The following is a 15,825-nucleotide window of genomic DNA, read 5'->3' as shown; positions in this document are numbered from 1 at the left end:
TATGGATTCCGGGCTCGCCCTGCGGGCGCCCCGGAATGACGGCGGAGCAAGTTTCAGGCGCCCTGCCCCGCACGACCACCTGAATTCACCCGCGCCAGCAACAGCAATCCCGCCGCAAAGAACGGCACCAGCACGGCCATGCCCGCCTTCTGGCTCGCGGTGGCCGCGGTGATGATGCCGATCAGCAGCGGGCCGATGAACGACGTCACCTTGCCGGTGAGCGCGAACAGGCCGAAATACTGCGCGACGCGCTCCTTGGGCACCATGCGGATCAGCAGCGAGCGCGAGGCCGCCTGCAGCGGCGCGCCGCAGGCGCCGATGACGCAGCCGAGCAAGAGATAGGCGCGCTCCGGCAGCGAAGCGAACAGCGGGCCGCCCGGCACGGCCGGCGTAACCGAAATGAACAGAACCGAATCACGGCTCACCATGAGAATCGCGATGATCGCGAGCAGCAGCAGCGTCATGCTGCCGGCGATCACGCGCTTCGGCCCGAGAAAGTCATCCAGCTTGCCGCCGAGCCAGCCGCCGAACGTGCCGGCGGCGGCGAGGATGATGCCGAAGGTGCCGATCTGGATCGTGTTCCAGCCGAACGTGCCGGCGGCATAGATGCCGCCGAAAGCAAACAGCGACACCAGCCCATCGGTGTAGATCATGTTGGCGAGGAGAAACAGCGCAACGTCGCGCTGCTGCGGCAGGCTGCGCAGCGTCTGCTTCAGTTGACCAAGCCCCTCGCCCACGGCCGCGCCCAGCCGGTGCCGCGCCGGAAAGTCCGGTGTGAACAGGAACATCGGCAATACGAACGCGATGAACCAGAGCCCGGTGAGCGGACCGGAGATGCGGTCGCCTTCATGGCTCACGGGATCGAGCCCGAACAGCGGCTTGAATCCAAACAGCGTGCGGCCGCTGTCGGGATTGGCGGCGAGAAAGCCGAGCACGATGACGAGCGAGAGGATGCCGCCGACATAGCCGGTGGCCCATCCGGTGCCGGACAGCCGGCCGATGCGTTCCGGCGGCACCAGGGTCGGCATCATCGCGTTGTTGAACACGGTGGCGAACTCGACCCCGATGGTGGCGATCACATAGGCCGCGAGCAGCGGCGGGATCAGCTCGGGCGCGCCGGGACGCCCGATCCACATCAGCGAGGCGCCGATCACCAGCATCGCGCCGAACGCCGCGATCCACGGCTTGCGGCGCCCGGTGGCATCGGCGATGGCGCCGAACACCGGTGACAGCAGCGCGATGACGATGCCGGCCGCGGCGGTCGCAAAGCCCCACAGCGCCTGGCCGCTCGCCGCGTCCGGCGCGACATGCGCAGCGAAATAGGGCGCGAAGACGAAGGTCGTGATCAGCGTGAAATAGGGCTGCGCCGCCCAATCGAAGAAGATCCAGCTGACGACGGCCGCGCGCCCGGGATAGATTCGGCCGTCGGCAGGGCCAGAGGTCTCGATCGTGATGACGGCCATTCGAAAATCCTCTGCAATCACGGCGTCGCATCTCGCGACGATCACGGCGTTGCGTTTTACGCCGGCGACGCGGCCCTATAACATCTGACGATCCCAGGCGGATGTCAGCAACGGCAGAATTGCGATGACCACGTTCACGATTGATCGACGACGGCTCCTTGCGGGTTTCATGCTGTTGCTGGCCGGCTGCCTGCCCGCGCGGGCGCTGGATTCGCAAACCTTCGATATCCCGCAGCCCCCCGGTATCACCGCGCCGGCGCAGTCGCCCGCACATGGCATGGTGGTGGCGCAGGAGCGGATCGCGGCCGAAGTCGGCCAGCGCATCCTTGCGCTGGGCGGCAACGCGGTCGATGCCGCCGTTGCCACCGGCTTTGCGATGGCCGTCACCTATCCCGTTGCCGGCAACATCGGCGGCGGCGGCTTCATGGTCATCCACATCGCCAGGACCAACGAGGACGTGGCGATCGACTATCGCGAGACCGGTCCCGCCGCGATCACGCGCGACATCTTCCTCGGCGCCGATGGCAAGCCCGACAACGTCAAGTCGCGCGATTCGGCGCTGTCGATCGGCGTCCCCGGATCGGTGGCAGGTCTCGCGCTGGCGCTGGAGAAATACGGCTCGGGCAAGTTCACGCTGGCGCAGGTGCTGCATCCGGCGATCGTGCTGGCGCGCGACGGCATCCCCGTCGCCGACGACGTTGCCGTCACCCTGCCGATGATGGCGCCGCGGCTGGCAAAATGGAAATCGACGGCCGCGATCTTCATCCGTCCCGATGGCACGGTGCTGAGGGAAGGAGACCGGCTGATCCAGCGCGATCTGGCGGCGACGCTCACCGCCATTGCCGAGCAGGGCCCGCGCGGATTTTATGAAGGGCCGGTCGCCGACCAGCTCGCCAAGGCGATCCAGGATGCCGGCGGCGTCATGACAGCGGACGATCTCAAGGCCTACCGGCCGGTGCTGCGCACGCCGGTGCGCGGCACCTATCGCGGCTATGACATCGTGTCGATGCCGCTGCCGTCCTCGGGCGGCACCGTGCTGATCGAGATGCTGAACATCCTCGAGGGCTTTCCGCTCGCTGAGCTGAAGCAGGGCTCGCCCGCCTCGCTGCATCTGCTGATCGAGGCGATGAAGCGCGCCTATGCCGACCGCGCGCGCTATCTCGGCGACCCCGCCTTCGTCGACGCGCCGGTGCGCGCGATGCTGTCGAAGGACTATGCCGCGCGCCAGCGCGCCGGGATCGATCCCGCCCACGCCACCAGCGCCGGCGACGTGCTCAACACCACGCCGCTGCGGGAGGGCAGCAACACCACGCATTTTTCGGTCGTCGACAATGACGGAAATGCCGTCAGCAACACCTACACGCTGAACTTCCCCTATGGCGTCGGCCTCGTCGCCGAGGGCACCGGCGTGCTGCTCAACAACGAGCTCGACGATTTCACCGCCGCGCCCGGTGCCTCGAATGCCTTCGGCCTGGTCGGCTTCGAGGCCAATCTGCCAGGCCCCGGCAAGCGGCCGCTGTCGTCGATGTCGCCGACCATCGTGCTGAAGGACGGCAAGCCCGTGCTCGTCACCGGCTCGCCGGGCGGCAGCCGCATCATCTCGACCGTGCTGCTGGTGATCGTCAACGTGCTCGACTATCGGATGGACGTCCGCCAGGCCGTCACCGCGCCTCGCCTGCATCACCAATGGATGCCCGACGAGGTCCGAATCGAGAAGGGTTTTGCCGAGGACGTGCTCGCCGGTCTGCGCGCCCGAGGTCACAAGCTCGAGGAGCCGATGGGACGGACCTCGGCCAACTCCATCCTGGTGACGTCGGATGGATTCGTCGGCGCGCCGGATCCGCGCAGCAAGGGCGCCACCGCAGCCGGGCGCTGAGGCGCCGGTTCCCAGGCGATGCCGGACATCGCGGCCCCGGATGACGATTTGCCGCCGCCCGGCGGGGCCCTGCACCCGCTTCCCTCCGTTGGCGTGGTGACCGAGGCGCGTTAGAAGCATACCAGGGCGCAGCGAGGCTCGCCCGCGAGACGGTGTCGGACGTTCTGGTGCATTTGCGAAGATTCGTGGTCGGTCTGCTGGTGTTCGCGGCCCTGCTGGTGGCGGGGTGGCTCACCTATCGGCCTGACCGGGCGCTGCGCGTCGCGACCAGCGCGGTCGCCGAGATGATCTGCGCCAAGACCTACGTCTCCGGCTTCGATCCGCAAACGGTGTTTGCGGAGACCATGGAACGGCCCGGTCTGCGCCGGCTGCGGGCGGTGATGCGCTACCGGGTGGAGCCCGACATGCGCATGGCGGAGGCGTCGCTGCTCGGCCTGCACGCCACCCGGGCCACGTATCATGACGGTCTCGGTTGCGTGACGCTCCAGGGCCAGAAGCCGCCTTACGTGCCTCACACCGACGTCGCTGCGCTGCGTGCCGCGGCGCCCGCTCCCGCGTTGCCCGACTTGGCGGACAACACGGCGGTGGAGCCCAGCGATCCCGCGCTGAAGGCAGCGCTCGATCACGCCTTCGAGGAGCCGGCCAACCCGCCGTTCCGCCGCACCAAGGCGGTCGTCGTCGTCAAGGACGGTCGCCTGATCGCGGAGCGCTATGCGCCGAACATCGGCGTCGATACGCCGCTCCTGGGCTTCTCGATGACCAAGACGGTCACCAATGCGCTGCTGGGCATCCTCACCCGGCAGGGCAGACTGAGCCCGTCGGTCCCGGCGCCGGTCGCGGAATGGCGAGAAGCCGGAGATCCGCGCCACGACATCACCATCGAGCAGTTGATGCGCATGACATCAGGCCTGGCGCTGGACGAGACCAATTCCGGCTTCGACCCGTCGAGCCAGATGGACATCCACCGCGACATGGCGGCGTTCGCGGTGCATGCGCCGCTGATCGCGCCGCCCGGCCAGCGCTGGGCCTATTCGAGCGCGAGCACCCAGATCCTGGCACGCATCATCCGCGATGCCGCCGGCGGTCCCGAGCAGGCGATCGAACTCGCGTGGCGCGAGCTGTTCCATCCGCTCGGCATGCGCAGCGCGACGCTGCAGTTCGACGGCACCGGCACGCTGCAAGGTTACGGCAACATGCTGGCGAGCGCGCGCGACTGGGCGAAGCTGGGGCTGCTCTATCTCGGTGACGGCGTCGCCGGGGACAAGCGCATCCTGCCCGAGGGCTGGGTGGCGATGTCGGCGACCGCGACGCTGGACACCGACTATGGCGCGGGACTGTGGACGAACCGCAGCCAGCATTTTCACGCGCTGGGACGGGCGCGCGCCGGCATCCCGGCCGACGCGTTCTTCGCCTTCGGCCTGCTCGGCCAGCGGCTCGTGATCATGCCGAGCCAGCGCATGGTGGTGCTCCGGCTTGGCGATTCCGTGGATCCGGACGGGGACATCAAAGGCGTCGCCCGGCTGGTGCGCGAGGTGATTGCGGCGACCGCGGCGCCGGCGACGGCCGCCAAATAGCGGTCAGCGGCCGACCTCGTAGGGCCCGCCCTTCTCCAGCGCGATCTTGTAGGCCGGCCGTGCCTCGATGCGGGCGAGGAAATCCATCGCCCGCGGATGGCCCTGCTCCAGGCCGCCGCGCGATGCCGCCGCCTGCAGCGGGAAGCTCATCTGGATGTCGGCCGCGGTGAACGAATCGCCCGCAAACCACTCGCTCTTCTGCAGCTCGCTTTCCCAGAACGCCATGTGCTGCTTCAATTGCGGATTGACCAGCGTGCTCAAGGCCTGGTTCGACACCTTGCGCACGATCGGACGGAGCAACGCCGGCGCGCGCTTCGGCATGATGTTGAACAGCAGCTTCAGCAGCAGCAGCGGCATCGCCGAGCCCTCGGCGTAGTGCAGCCAATACGAATAGCGCAGCCGCTCCGGCGTCTTCGGCGGCGGGATCAGCCGTCCCTCGCCATAGGTCTCGATCAGATATTCGACGATCGCGCCGGACTCCGCGACCGTGTTGCCGTCGTCGGTGATCACGGGCGACTTGCCGAGCGGATGGATGGCGCGCAGCTCCTTGGGCGCGCGCATGTCCGGCTGGCGCTCGTAGCGAATGATCTCGTAGGGCACGCCGAGCTCCTCGAGCAGCCAGAGCACGCGTTGCGAGCGGGAATTGTTGAGGTGGTGAACGGTCAGCATGGGGTTCCCAGGGACGGATCGGGTGGCGGGCGCCGTTCCGTAGCAGGACAGGACGGGTTCGGCGAGGCGTCCTCGGCACTGGAGGCGGCCACAATAATTATCCGGGTAATATTGACTTTAATTTCACCCGGGTCTTATTAGGCGCATCACGGGGACCAAGCCATGGACACTTTCACCGCGTTTGCCGGCCAGACCCGGGTTGCTGCCGGGCCGCTGCCCAAGGTGGCGCTGGTGCTGAAACACGCCGCGCCGAACACCGAGCCGATCGTGATCTTCAACGACCGCACCGGGCAGCCGATCGACATCGATCTGCGCGGCAGCGACCGGGAGATCCTGGCGCGCCTGCCGGTCGACGCCGGCGCGGTCGCAGACCAGCCGCCGAGCGGGCCGCGCGGCCGCGGCCGGCCGAAGCTCGGGGTCGTGGCCCGCGAGGTCACCTTGCTGCCGCAGCACTGGGACTGGCTGAACGCGCAGCCGGGCGGCGCCTCGGTGGCACTGCGCAAGCTGGTCCACGACGCCCGCCGCGCCAGCGGCGACACCGATCGCGCCCGCGAGGCGCGTGACGCGGCCTATCACTTCATGTCGGGGATCGGCAGCAACCTGCCGCAATTCGAGGAGGCCTCCCGAGCGCTGTTCGCCGGCGATCTCGGCCGCTTCGCCGCGCTGATCGCGGACTGGCCGGCCGACATCCGCGACCATGCGGTGGCGCTCGCAAATCGCCACAGGGCCGATTGAGATCGGCTGATTTCAACAGCCAGCGAGAGCGGCCGTTCGCGGCCGCTCTCATTCCAATTCCTCGCAACGCGACCGTGCTCCGAATGAAGAGCGGTCGACGGAGAACCATGCCGTGTCGCCGCCAACCGCCTCGCTGCGCAAGCCGTTCCTGATGTTCGTCGTTCCGATGATGCTGAGCAACACGCTGCAATCCCTGTTCGGCACCATCAACAATGTCTATCTCGGCCAGATGATCGGCGTCGATGCGCTCGCCGCGGTCTCGGTGTTCTTCCCGGCGATGTTCTTCTTCGTCTCCTTCGTCATGGGCCTCGGCTCGGGCGCCGGCGTTCTGATCGGACAGGCCTGGGGCGCCGGCGAGCCCGCCAAGGTGAAGCAGGTCGCCGGCACGACGCTGACCATTGCGCTGCTGCTCGGCGGCCTGATCGCGGTGCTCGGCGGCCTGTTCAGCCGCGAATTGCTGACCGCGCTCGCCACGCCCGCCAACATCCTCGATGCCGCCGCGGGCTATGCCCGCATCATGATGATCACGATGCCGCTGACCTTCGCCTACATCCTGCTGTCGTCGCAGATGCGCGGCGTCGGCGACACCGTGACGCCGCTGGCCTCGCTCGCCGCATCGACGACGCTCGGACTGGTGCTCACCCCGGTCTTCATCCGCGGCTGGCTCGGCGCGCCCGTCCTCGGCGTCGCCAGCGCCGCCTGGGCGTCGGCGATCTCGACCCTGACCACGCTGGCCTGGCTCCACGTTCATCTGCGCCGGCGCAAGCATCCGCTGGCGATCGATGCGGCCTTCCTGCAGGGCATGCTGCCTGATCCGAAGCTGCTGCGGGCGGTGCTGCGGCTCGGCATCCCCGCCGCGATCGGCATGATCGTGATGTCCTTGGCCGAGATGGTGCTGATCGGCCTCGTCAACGGCTTCGGCTCGGACGCGACGGCGGCCTATGGCGCGGTCAACCAGGTGCTGGGCTATGTGCAGTTTCCGGCGCTGTCGATCGCGATCTCGGTCTCGATCTTCGGCGCCCAGGCGATCGGCCGCGGGCAGGCCGAGCAGATCGGCGACATCGTGCGGACGGGCATCGAGATGAACGTGGTGCTGACCGGCGGCCTGGTCGCGATCGGCTATCTGTTCTCACGGGTGCTGATGGGTTTCTTCATCACCGACCCTGCCGTCATCGAGGTGGCGCAGCATTCGCTGCATATCGTGCTGTGGAGCTCCGTGCTGTTCGGCATGTCCATCACGTTCTCGTCGGCGATGCGCGCCTCCGGGACGGTGTGGATGCCGCTGGCGATCTCGGCGTTTGCGATCGCCGCGATCGAGGTGCCCGCCGCCACCTGGCTCAGCCGCAGCATCGGGCTCGACGGCGTCTGGCTCGCCTATCCCATCACGTTCGCCGCGATGATGCTGCTGCAGATGAGCTATTATCTCCTGGTATGGCGCAAGCGGACGGTGCGCCGGATGATCTGACGCACCACCGGCGTCTTCCGGCCGCTGGAATATGATGACCGTCATAAAACCCTGGACGGGGCTGCTGCGCTGGACCACAATGCGAAAAACCGAGGAGACCGCCCATGAGCCGTCCAGCGCCAGAATTCATGTTCGACTTCGGCAGTCCCAACGCCTATCTGAGCCACGAGGCGATCCCGGCGATCGTGAAGCGGATCGGCGTCCAGTTCTACTATGTCCCGGTGCTGCTCGGCGGCATCTTCAAGGCGACCAACAACAAGTCGCCCGCCGAGTCGCTCGCCGGCATCAAGAACAAGCGTGAGTTCCACGAGGTCGAGACGCAGCGCTTCCTCAAGCGCTACCACGTGCAGCCCTGGGTCTGGAATCCGTACTTCCCGGTGAATACGCTGAACTTGATGCGCGCGGCCATCGCCGCCCAGCTCGAGGGCGTGTTCGAGGCCTATGTCGACGCGGCGTTCCACCACATGTGGCGCGAGCCGAAGAAGATGGACGATCCCGAGATCGCGATCGCCGCGATCACATCGTCCGGGCTCGACGGGGCCAGGCTGTTCGCCCGCGCCCAGGAGCCCGAGGTCAAGGCGAAGCTCGTGGAGAACACCCAGCGCGCCGTCGAGCGCGGCGCATTCGGTTCGCCGACCTTTTTCGTCGGCAACGAGATGTTCTTCGGCAAGGAACAGCTGCGCGACGTCGAGGACTACATCCTAGGCAGGTAATCGCCGTCATCGCGAGCGAAGCGATCCAGAGCCACGACGAAGGACTGGATGGCTTCGTCGCTTCGCTCCTCGCAATGACGCCTCGGGAGAACGGAGACCAAGCATGCAGCAGCGCAACGCCACCGTCGCGGTCGTCGGGGCCGGCGACTACATCGGCGCCGAGATCGTCAAGAAGTTCGCGTCCGAAGGCTTCACGGTGTTCGCCGGCCGCCGCAATGGCGACAAGCTCGCGCCGCTGGTCGCGGAGGTCGAGAGCGCCGGCGGGCGGATCGTGGCGCGCGCGCTCGATGCCCGCAAGGAGGACGAGACCACCGCCTTCCTCAACGACGCCGACAAGCATGCGCCGCTGGAGGTCGTGATCTTCAATGTCGGCGCCAACGTCAATTTCCCGATCCTGGAGACCACCGACCGCGTGTTCCGCAAGGTCTGGGAGATGGCGTGCTGGGCCGGCTTCGTCACCGGCCGCGAGGCCGCCCGGCTGATGCTGCCGCGCGGCGGCGGCAAGATCTTCTTCACCGGCGCGACCGCGTCGCTGCGCGGCGGCGCCGGCTTCGCGGCCTTCGCCTCCGCCAAGTTCGGCCTGCGCGCGGTGGCGCAGGCGATGGCGCGCGAACTGATGCCGCAGAACATCCATGTCGCTCATCTGATCATCGATTCCGGCGTCGACACCGCCTGGGTGCGCGAGCGCCGCGCCCAGCTCTGGGGCGAGGAGGCGCTGGACAATCCGGACCTGCTGATGCCGCCGTCCTCGGTTGCCGGCGCCTATTGGCAGCTCTACCAGCAGCCGAAGAGCGCCTGGACCTTCGAAATGGAGATCCGGCCGTTTGGCGAGAAGTGGTAGGGGCGATAGGGAGTGGCGAGTAGCGAATGGTGGCCATCCCTATTCGCCACTCGTCATTCGCCACGCGCTTCGTCATGATGCAGCCTTGCTAACGGAGAGACCCCCATGCGTATCCTCGTCGTCGGCGCCGGCGCCATCGGCGGCTATTTCGGCGGCCGGCTGCTGCAGTCCGGAGCCGATGTCACGTTCCTGGTCCGCCCGCGGCGCGCGGCTGAACTCGCCAGCGCCGGCCTCGTGATCCGCAGTCCGACCGGTGACGTCACGTTGCCCAATCCGCGGACGGTGCAGGCGGATGGTTTGAAGCAGCACTTCGACGTCGTCCTGCTGAGCTGCAAGGCCTTCGATCTCGACGACGCGATCGGCTCGTTTGCACCGGCGGTGGGACCTGACACCGCGATCATTCCGATGCTCAACGGCATGAAGCACCTCGACGTGCTCGACGCCAGGTTCGGGCGCGCGCGCGTGCTCGGCGGGCTCTGCGCCATCGCCGCGACATTGAACGAGCAGCGCGAGGTGGTGCAGCTGCAGCCGATGCAGTCGCTGAGCTTCGGCGAGCGCGACGGCGGATCGTCGGAGCGCGTCCGCGCGATCTTCGAGATCTTCCAGCGCGGCAATTTCAATGCGTCGGCCAGCGAGAACATCATGCAGGACATGTGGGAGAAGTGGGTGTTCCTGTCCTCGCTCGCCGCGTCGACCACCTTGATGCGCGGGCCGGTCGGCGTGATCCTGACCGCGCCGGGCGGCAAGGATTTCCTGCTCGGCATGCTCGACGAATGCAGCGCCACCGCTGCGGCCGCCGGCTACCCTCCGGCTGGCGCCTTCTTCCAGCGTGTCTCCGGCATGCTCACGGCGGAGGGATCACCGATGACCGCCTCGATGTTCCGCGATCTCCGCGCCGGCCTGCCGGTCGAGGCCGATCACGTCATCGGCGATCTCGTCGCCCGCGCCGATGCCGCCAAGGTCCCGGTGCCACGGCTGCGCATCGCCTATACCCAGCTCAAGGTCTATGAGGCACAGCGGGACAAGTAGCTCTTGGTGTCGCCTCGGTGTTCGCCGAACCGTTGGTCAGGCACGATGGCGCCACAGACTCCGATGTCGTCCCGGCCTCGCGCCGGGACCCATAGCCACCGTCCGTAGTGAAGCAGGCCAGTCTCACCGACGTCCCTCGATAGCTTCCGCGGTATGGGTCCCGGCACGAGGCCGGGACGACAATTGTGATCTGGGCGACGTCCCAGCTACAGATGCGCCAGATAATGCGCGAGCGCGGTGATCTCCTCGTCGCTCAGCGGATAGGCAACATCCGTCATCGCCGCCTGGCTGCCGCCGACGCGCTGGCCGCTCTTGTAGTCGTGCAGCGCCTTGACGAGATATTCCTCGCGCTGGCCGGCGAGCCGCGCCACGCCCTTGGTGCCGGCATAGCTGTCGAGATGGCACGAGGCGCAGCGGCGGCCGGCGGCGGCTTGCGCGCCTTTGGCCGACAGATCCGGATCATTGTCGGGCGGCGCCTTGGCCGGCTGCAGCGAGGCGAAATAGGCGCCGAGATTACGGATATCCTCGTTGGTGAGCTGATCGACGATCGGCTTCATCGCCTCGTTCTTGCGTGTGCCGGCGCGGAAGAACACGAGCTGCCACTGGATGAACTGATCCTGCTGGCCGGCGAGCGAAGGAATGTTCTCGGTCTGCGAGATGCCGTTCTCGCCGTGACAGCCGGCGCAGAGCTCGGCCTTGGCCTTGCCCGCCTCGAGATCGGCCGCGGAGGCCGGACGCGCCGCAAGCACGAGCAAGAGCGTCAGCGCGGCCGCTGCTGCCTGGCACATTCTGGAGGTCCCTGGAGTCATCGCGGGGGTTCTCGCTCCCATCATTGCTATGGCGCGCGGACCGGCCTTCGGTCGATGAGCGGTACCTCGCCCCCGGTCAACGCGCGACTATCAAAATAGCTGGGGCTGCGGCCGCCGTAAGGCAGCGCGCAGCCCCGCTTTCACGACGAGCTCATTTCTTCTCGTAGCTGATGCGATAGATCGCGCCGGCCCAGTCGTCCGCCACCAGGATCGAGCCATCCTTGGCGAGGATGATGTCGTCGGGGCGGCCGAGATAGCCCTGGTCGCCTTCGAGCCAGCCGGAGGCGAACACCTCCTGCTTGGCGTCCTTGCCGTCGGGACCGACGATGACGCGCATGATCCGCGCACCCTGGTACTTGTGCCGGTTCCAGGAGCCGTGCTCGGCGATCAGGATGTTGTTCTTGTACTCCGCCGGGAACTGGTCACCGGTGTAGAACTTCATGCCGAGCGGCGCCACGTGCGCACCGAGGTTCAGCACCGGCGGCGTGAACTCCGAGCACTTGTGACCCATCGCGAATTTCGGATCCGGCATGTCACCCTGATGGCAATAGGGATAGCCGAAATGCTCGCCGATCTTCGAGATCATGTTGAGCTTGTCGCTCGGCAGTTCATCGCTGACCCAGTCGCGCGCGTTCTCGGTGAACCAGTAGCGGCCGGTGCGCGGATCGACGTCGCCGCCGACGCTGTTGCGGACGCCGAGCGCCCAGATCTCGGCATTGCCGGTGCGTGGATCGACGCGGCGGATCTGCGACACCGATGTCGGCGGAATGCCGATGTTGAAGGGCGGGCCGAAGGGAATATAGAACCAGCCCTCCTTGTCGACCGCGATGTATTTCCAGCCATGCGCCGCATAGGACGGCATGTCGTCATAGACGACCTTGCCCTGGCCGAGATTGTCGAGATTGGCCTCGGCATTCTCGTATTTGATCAGCTTGTCGACGGCGATGACGTAGAGATTGCCGTCCTGGAAGGCAAGGCCGGTCGGCATGTTCAAGCCCTTGAGGACCGTCTTGACCTCGCGCTTGCCGCCCTTGTCGCTGATCGCATAGACGTTGCCGAGTCCGAACGAGCCGACGAACAGCGTGCCCTTGTCGCCCCACGCCATCTGCCGCGCGGCGAGCACGCCCGACGCCCAGACTTCCATCTTGAAGCCGTCGGGCAGCTTCACTTGCTTGACGATCTTCGCAAGCTCGGCATCGGAGGCGCCGGTCGGCGGGCCCGATGGCGGCGCCAGCCCCTTCTGCGCCTCGGTCTCGTCACCGAGGAACCAGTCGTCCGGCGGATGCGTCCAGAACTCCTTGGTGCCTGATTCGTATTTCTTCAGGCCCTTGCCCTGATCGGATTGCTGCTGCGCGCCGGCGATGCTGGTGCCGGCGAGAAGACTGATTGTTGCAAGCGCAAGAATGCTTCGGTGAAAAGCCGATGTCATCGCTTCACTCCCATGAGGCAGCTCATGTGGCTGCGTCTACTATTCGGAACGTATCTGAAGACGTCCTTTGGCCGACCACACCAGTGGTCCTGCGCGAAAATGGTAGCACATCCTGAGCGGGTGAGAAGCGGATTGCTGCCAGGTTCGCGCGAGGCTCAAGAGATGCCGTTCCACTCATCTCATACTGGATGCGCATGCCCATGCTCACGCCTGCGCCGCATCGGCGATTGTCCGCCACGCGGCACGGGCCTGCCGCCATGCGCTGTATTCATATGCTCCGATCGGCCCGACGATTGGCGCGCGCTTGAACACCCGATAGGATCGGAACAACCGGCTGCGACCGTTCACCGCGCGGCAATGAGATCAAGTCGACAGGATCGATGAATGTCCGAGCGTTTCCCTGTGTCCACGCCGAAGGCCGGTGCCGGCGTTCTCGAGCTGCTGCGACGGTTTGCAGCCGATCCGACAGCGGCCACCGCCTATGGCGAAGATTGCCTGAAGAAGACGCAGGCAATCGAACCGCGGCTGAAAGCATTCGAATATCTGCCGCGGGATGTCGCTCCAAAGACCGGCCCGCTCGGTGGAATTCCCGTCGCCATCAAGGATATCATCGCCACCTCGGACATGCCGACCACCAACGGCTCGCAGATCTACCGCGATCACGTGCCGGATGCGGACGCCTGGGTGGTCGAGCGACTGCGCAATCTCGGCGCAACCATCTTCGGCAAGACGGTCTCCACCGAATTCGCCTGGCGTCATCCAGGTCCGACCGTCAATCCATGGAACCCCGAGCACACGCCGGGCGGCTCATCGTCCGGATCGGCCGCGGCCGTTGCGGCCGGCCTGGTCCCGCTGGCGCTGGGCACGCAGACACTCGGCTCGGTGATCCGACCGGCGGCCTTCAACGGCGTCGTCGGCTTCAAGCCGAGCTTCGGCGCGATTCCACGCGTCGGCGTGCATCCCCTCAGCCCGTCGCTCGACCATGTCGGCTTCTTCGCCCGCCGCGTCGACGACGTGGCCTTGGCCCTCTCTCTGCTGGCCGGCACCAGCGCCGATGATCGCCACGGCCGGCCGCTGCCGGGCTTCACCGTCGACATCGACCACGGCCCCACGACGCTCCGCACGCCACGGCTTGCGGTGGTGCGCTTCGCCAAATGGGAGCGCGCCGAGGCCGAGCAGAAGGCGGTGTTCGAATCGGTCGTCGACAAGCTGCGCAGCGCCGGCGCGACGATCGACGAGATCGAACTGAGAGAGCTCGACGCGGTGAACTGGGATGCGATCACCACGATCATGCTCAGCGAGGCGACCACGATCTTCTCCGATCTGATCGCGCGCTATCCCGACCGGGTCAGCGAGGTCATGAAGGGCCACGTCGAGAGCGGGCGAAGCAAGACGGCCATGGAATATCTCGCCGCGAAGGCGGCCCAAGCCCTCAGGCAGAAGGCGCTCGCCGCTGAGCTCGACGGCTTCGACGCAGTGCTCACCTTGCCAGCCTTCGGCGAAGCGCCGCGCGGCCTGGATTGGACCGGGGACGCCGAATATTGCGCCCCTTGGACCTTCGTCGGAGCGCCGGCCATCTCCTTGCCGGCCGGGTTCGGCAACAACGGCCTGCCACTGGGCGTGCAGATCGCCGGCCCCTATCGCAACGACCTCCACGTGCTCCGCGTCGCGAAATGGGCCGAAGCGGTGCTGGCGTTCGATCCCGGCGTGCCGCTCCTGGCGCGCTAATCGCCGCCACGACCCCCGAGCAAGGATGCCGCCGCGCCACGAGGGCCTCCTCCGACAAGCCCAGTGGCGGGTTTGCGGCCAGCGCTGTAAAACGGTCACATGACAATCACAGACATCGCGAGCAGAACCTATAATCACGGTTGGCGCCTCGACCCGATCGTGCGCAGCCTGCTCGACACCGACTTTTACAAGTTGTTGATGCTGCAGATGATTCGGGAGTTCTACCCGAGTCAGCAGGTGACCTTCTCGGTCATCAACCGGACCCGGCGGGTGCGGCTCGGCGACGTCATCGACGAGGGCGAATTGCGCGCCCAGCTCGACCACGCCCGCACCATCCGCTTCGCCAAGAAGGAGCTGATCTGGCTGGCCGGCAACACCTTCTACGGCAAGACCCACATGTTCTCGCCGGAGTTCATCGCCTGGCTCGCCAATTTCCGCCTGCCCGAATACGAGCTGCGCAAGTCCGACGGCCAGTACGAGCTGCATTTCCACGGGCCCTGGACCCACACCACGATGTGGGAGATCCCGGCGCTCGCGATCGTCAACGAGCTGCGCTCGCGCCAGGCCATGAAGGGCCAGGGCCGGTTCGCGCTCGACGTGCTGTTCGCCCGCGCCAAGGCCAAGCTGTGGGCCAAGGTGGAGCGGCTGCGCAAGCTCGAGGGGCTGCGGCTGTCGGATTTCGGCACCCGCCGCCGCCACGGCTTCCTGTGGCAGCGCTGGTGCGTCGAGGCCGTCAAGGAAGGTCTCGGCCCGTCGTTCACCGGCACCTCCAACGTGCTGCTGGCGATGGACAACGACCTCGAGGCTATCGGCACCAACGCCCACGAGCTGCCGATGGTGGCAGCGGCGCTCGCCAAGGACGATGACGAGCTGCGCTTCGCGCCCTATCGCATTCTCGACCAGTGGCGGCAGACCTACGCAGGCAACCTGCTGATCGCGCTGCCCGACGCATTCGGCACCAAGGCCTTCCTGCGCGACGCACCCGACTGGGTCGCCGACTGGACCGGCTTCCGTCCCGACAGCGCGCCACCGATCCAGGCCGGCGAGGAGATCATCGCCTGGTGGAAATCGAAGGGGCGCGATCCCAAGCAGAAGCTGCTCGTGTTCTCCGACGCGATGGACGTCGAATCGATCGAGCAGATCCATCATCGGTTCTCCGACCAGGTGCGGCTGTCGTTCGGCTGGGGCACCAACCTGACCAACGATTTCGTCGGCTGCTCGCCGGACGGCTCGGTCGACCTCGATCCGATCTCGCTGGTCTGCAAGGTGACGTCGGCAGACGGGCACCCCGCCGTGAAGCTGTCCGACAACCCGGAGAAGGCGACCGGCGATCCCGCCGAGATCGCCCGTTATCTCCGCGTGTTCGGCGATGCCGGCCGGGTGCGCACGCCGGTGGTCGTCTAGGCCGCCGACAGCCCACGGCAATTTCTCTTTCCTGCCACGATTCTTGTTCCCGCTTTGTTCGAAACGCGGTAAAATCGTCGCACGAGCAGA

General features: G+C 66.8%; 13 protein-coding genes. 9 read left to right on the top strand and 4 right to left on the bottom strand.

Features of this window, described 5'->3' with window-relative positions; genetic code table 11:
- Positions 1-53 precede the first annotated feature (53 nt).
- Positions 54-1,463 (bottom strand): MFS transporter, encoded by a 1,410-nt coding sequence (locus tag QW863_RS10435; protein WP_315715868.1) that lies wholly within the window; start codon positions 1,461-1,463, stop codon positions 54-56.
- Between the two features lie 124 nt (positions 1,464-1,587).
- Between QW863_RS10435 and ggt the strand changes: the two genes are divergently transcribed.
- Positions 1,588-3,339: a gamma-glutamyltransferase gene (gene ggt, locus QW863_RS10430; RefSeq protein WP_409977907.1), complete on the top strand. Its 1,752-nt coding sequence runs from the start codon at positions 1,588-1,590 to the stop codon at positions 3,337-3,339.
- Positions 3,340-3,506: 167 nt separating this feature from the next.
- On the top strand, positions 3,507-4,913 hold the full coding sequence (locus tag QW863_RS10425) for a serine hydrolase (protein WP_315715867.1): 1,407 nt from the start codon (positions 3,507-3,509) through the stop codon (positions 4,911-4,913).
- A 3-nt stretch (positions 4,914-4,916) separates the two neighbouring features.
- Here the strand turns inward: QW863_RS10425 and QW863_RS10420 are convergent, their stop codons facing one another.
- On the bottom strand, positions 4,917-5,582 hold the full coding sequence (locus QW863_RS10420; protein WP_315715866.1) for a glutathione S-transferase: 666 nt from the start codon (positions 5,580-5,582) through the stop codon (positions 4,917-4,919).
- Positions 5,583-5,744: 162 nt separating this feature from the next.
- On the opposite strand from QW863_RS10420, the gene QW863_RS10415 reads away from it, so the two are divergent.
- From QW863_RS10415 to panE, 5 genes are all read left to right on the top strand, one after another.
- Complete coding sequence (locus tag QW863_RS10415; RefSeq protein ID WP_315715865.1) at positions 5,745-6,317, top strand: DUF2239 family protein; 573 nt, start codon at positions 5,745-5,747, stop codon at positions 6,315-6,317.
- Positions 6,318-6,468: 151 nt separating this feature from the next.
- On the top strand, positions 6,469-7,782 hold the full coding sequence (locus QW863_RS10410) for an MATE family efflux transporter (RefSeq protein WP_315716177.1): 1,314 nt from the start codon (positions 6,469-6,471) through the stop codon (positions 7,780-7,782).
- A gap of 104 nt (positions 7,783-7,886) precedes the next feature.
- Positions 7,887-8,495: a 2-hydroxychromene-2-carboxylate isomerase gene (locus tag QW863_RS10405; RefSeq protein WP_315715864.1), complete on the top strand. Its 609-nt coding sequence runs from the start codon at positions 7,887-7,889 to the stop codon at positions 8,493-8,495.
- 103 nt (positions 8,496-8,598) lie between these two features.
- A complete protein-coding gene (locus QW863_RS10400) occupies positions 8,599-9,336 on the top strand; it encodes an SDR family NAD(P)-dependent oxidoreductase (protein ID WP_315715863.1) in 738 nt (245 codons plus the stop codon).
- Between the two features lie 105 nt (positions 9,337-9,441).
- Positions 9,442-10,365, top strand: a complete 924-nt coding sequence (gene panE / locus QW863_RS10395) for a 2-dehydropantoate 2-reductase (RefSeq protein ID WP_315715862.1) — start codon at positions 9,442-9,444, stop codon at positions 10,363-10,365.
- Positions 10,366-10,571: 206 nt separating this feature from the next.
- On the opposite strand, the gene QW863_RS10390 is transcribed toward panE, so the two are convergent.
- A complete protein-coding gene (locus QW863_RS10390) occupies positions 10,572-11,153 on the bottom strand; it encodes a c-type cytochrome (protein WP_315715861.1) in 582 nt (193 codons plus the stop codon).
- 172 nt (positions 11,154-11,325) lie between these two features.
- Positions 11,326-12,603: a PQQ-dependent sugar dehydrogenase gene (locus tag QW863_RS10385; RefSeq protein ID WP_315715860.1), complete on the bottom strand. Its 1,278-nt coding sequence runs from the start codon at positions 12,601-12,603 to the stop codon at positions 11,326-11,328.
- Positions 12,604-12,987: 384 nt separating this feature from the next.
- Between QW863_RS10385 and QW863_RS10380 the strand changes: the two genes are divergently transcribed.
- Both QW863_RS10380 and pncB read left to right on the top strand, forming a co-directional pair.
- Positions 12,988-14,331, top strand: a complete 1,344-nt coding sequence (locus QW863_RS10380) for an amidase (RefSeq protein WP_315715859.1) — start codon at positions 12,988-12,990, stop codon at positions 14,329-14,331.
- Between the two features lie 99 nt (positions 14,332-14,430).
- Positions 14,431-15,735: a nicotinate phosphoribosyltransferase gene (gene pncB / locus QW863_RS10375; protein ID WP_315715858.1), complete on the top strand. Its 1,305-nt coding sequence runs from the start codon at positions 14,431-14,433 to the stop codon at positions 15,733-15,735.
- Positions 15,736-15,825 lie beyond the last annotated feature (90 nt).

This window comes from Bradyrhizobium sp. SZCCHNR1017 (assembly GCF_032381375.1).
In the GTDB taxonomy this organism is placed as follows: Bacteria; Pseudomonadota; Alphaproteobacteria; order Rhizobiales; family Xanthobacteraceae; genus Bradyrhizobium.
The sequence above is the reverse complement of the archived record's forward strand: the minus strand, read 5'-3'. Positions and strand labels throughout refer to the sequence as shown.

What these genes read in the sequence shown, in the direction of transcription:
- QW863_RS10435 (WP_315715868.1), bottom strand. Translation starts at nt 1,463, where the DNA reads ATGGCCGTCATCACGATCGAGACCTCTGGCCCTGCCGACGGCCGAATC.
- ggt (WP_409977907.1), top strand. Translation starts at nt 1,588, where the DNA reads ATGACCACGTTCACGATTGATCGACGACGGCTCCTTGCGGGTTTCATG.
- QW863_RS10420 (WP_315715866.1), bottom strand. Translation starts at nt 5,582, where the DNA reads ATGCTGACCGTTCACCACCTCAACAATTCCCGCTCGCAACGCGTGCTC.
- QW863_RS10415 (WP_315715865.1), top strand. Translation starts at nt 5,745, where the DNA reads ATGGACACTTTCACCGCGTTTGCCGGCCAGACCCGGGTTGCTGCCGGG.
- QW863_RS10410 (WP_315716177.1), top strand. Translation starts at nt 6,469, where the DNA reads ATGTTCGTCGTTCCGATGATGCTGAGCAACACGCTGCAATCCCTGTTC.
- QW863_RS10405 (WP_315715864.1), top strand. Translation starts at nt 7,887, where the DNA reads ATGAGCCGTCCAGCGCCAGAATTCATGTTCGACTTCGGCAGTCCCAAC.
- QW863_RS10400 (WP_315715863.1), top strand. Translation starts at nt 8,599, where the DNA reads ATGCAGCAGCGCAACGCCACCGTCGCGGTCGTCGGGGCCGGCGACTAC.
- panE (WP_315715862.1), top strand. Translation starts at nt 9,442, where the DNA reads ATGCGTATCCTCGTCGTCGGCGCCGGCGCCATCGGCGGCTATTTCGGC.
- QW863_RS10390 (WP_315715861.1), bottom strand. Translation starts at nt 11,153, where the DNA reads ATGTGCCAGGCAGCAGCGGCCGCGCTGACGCTCTTGCTCGTGCTTGCG.
- QW863_RS10385 (WP_315715860.1), bottom strand. Translation starts at nt 12,603, where the DNA reads ATGACATCGGCTTTTCACCGAAGCATTCTTGCGCTTGCAACAATCAGT.
- QW863_RS10380 (WP_315715859.1), top strand. Translation starts at nt 12,988, where the DNA reads ATGTCCGAGCGTTTCCCTGTGTCCACGCCGAAGGCCGGTGCCGGCGTT.
- pncB (WP_315715858.1), top strand. Translation starts at nt 14,431, where the DNA reads ATGACAATCACAGACATCGCGAGCAGAACCTATAATCACGGTTGGCGC.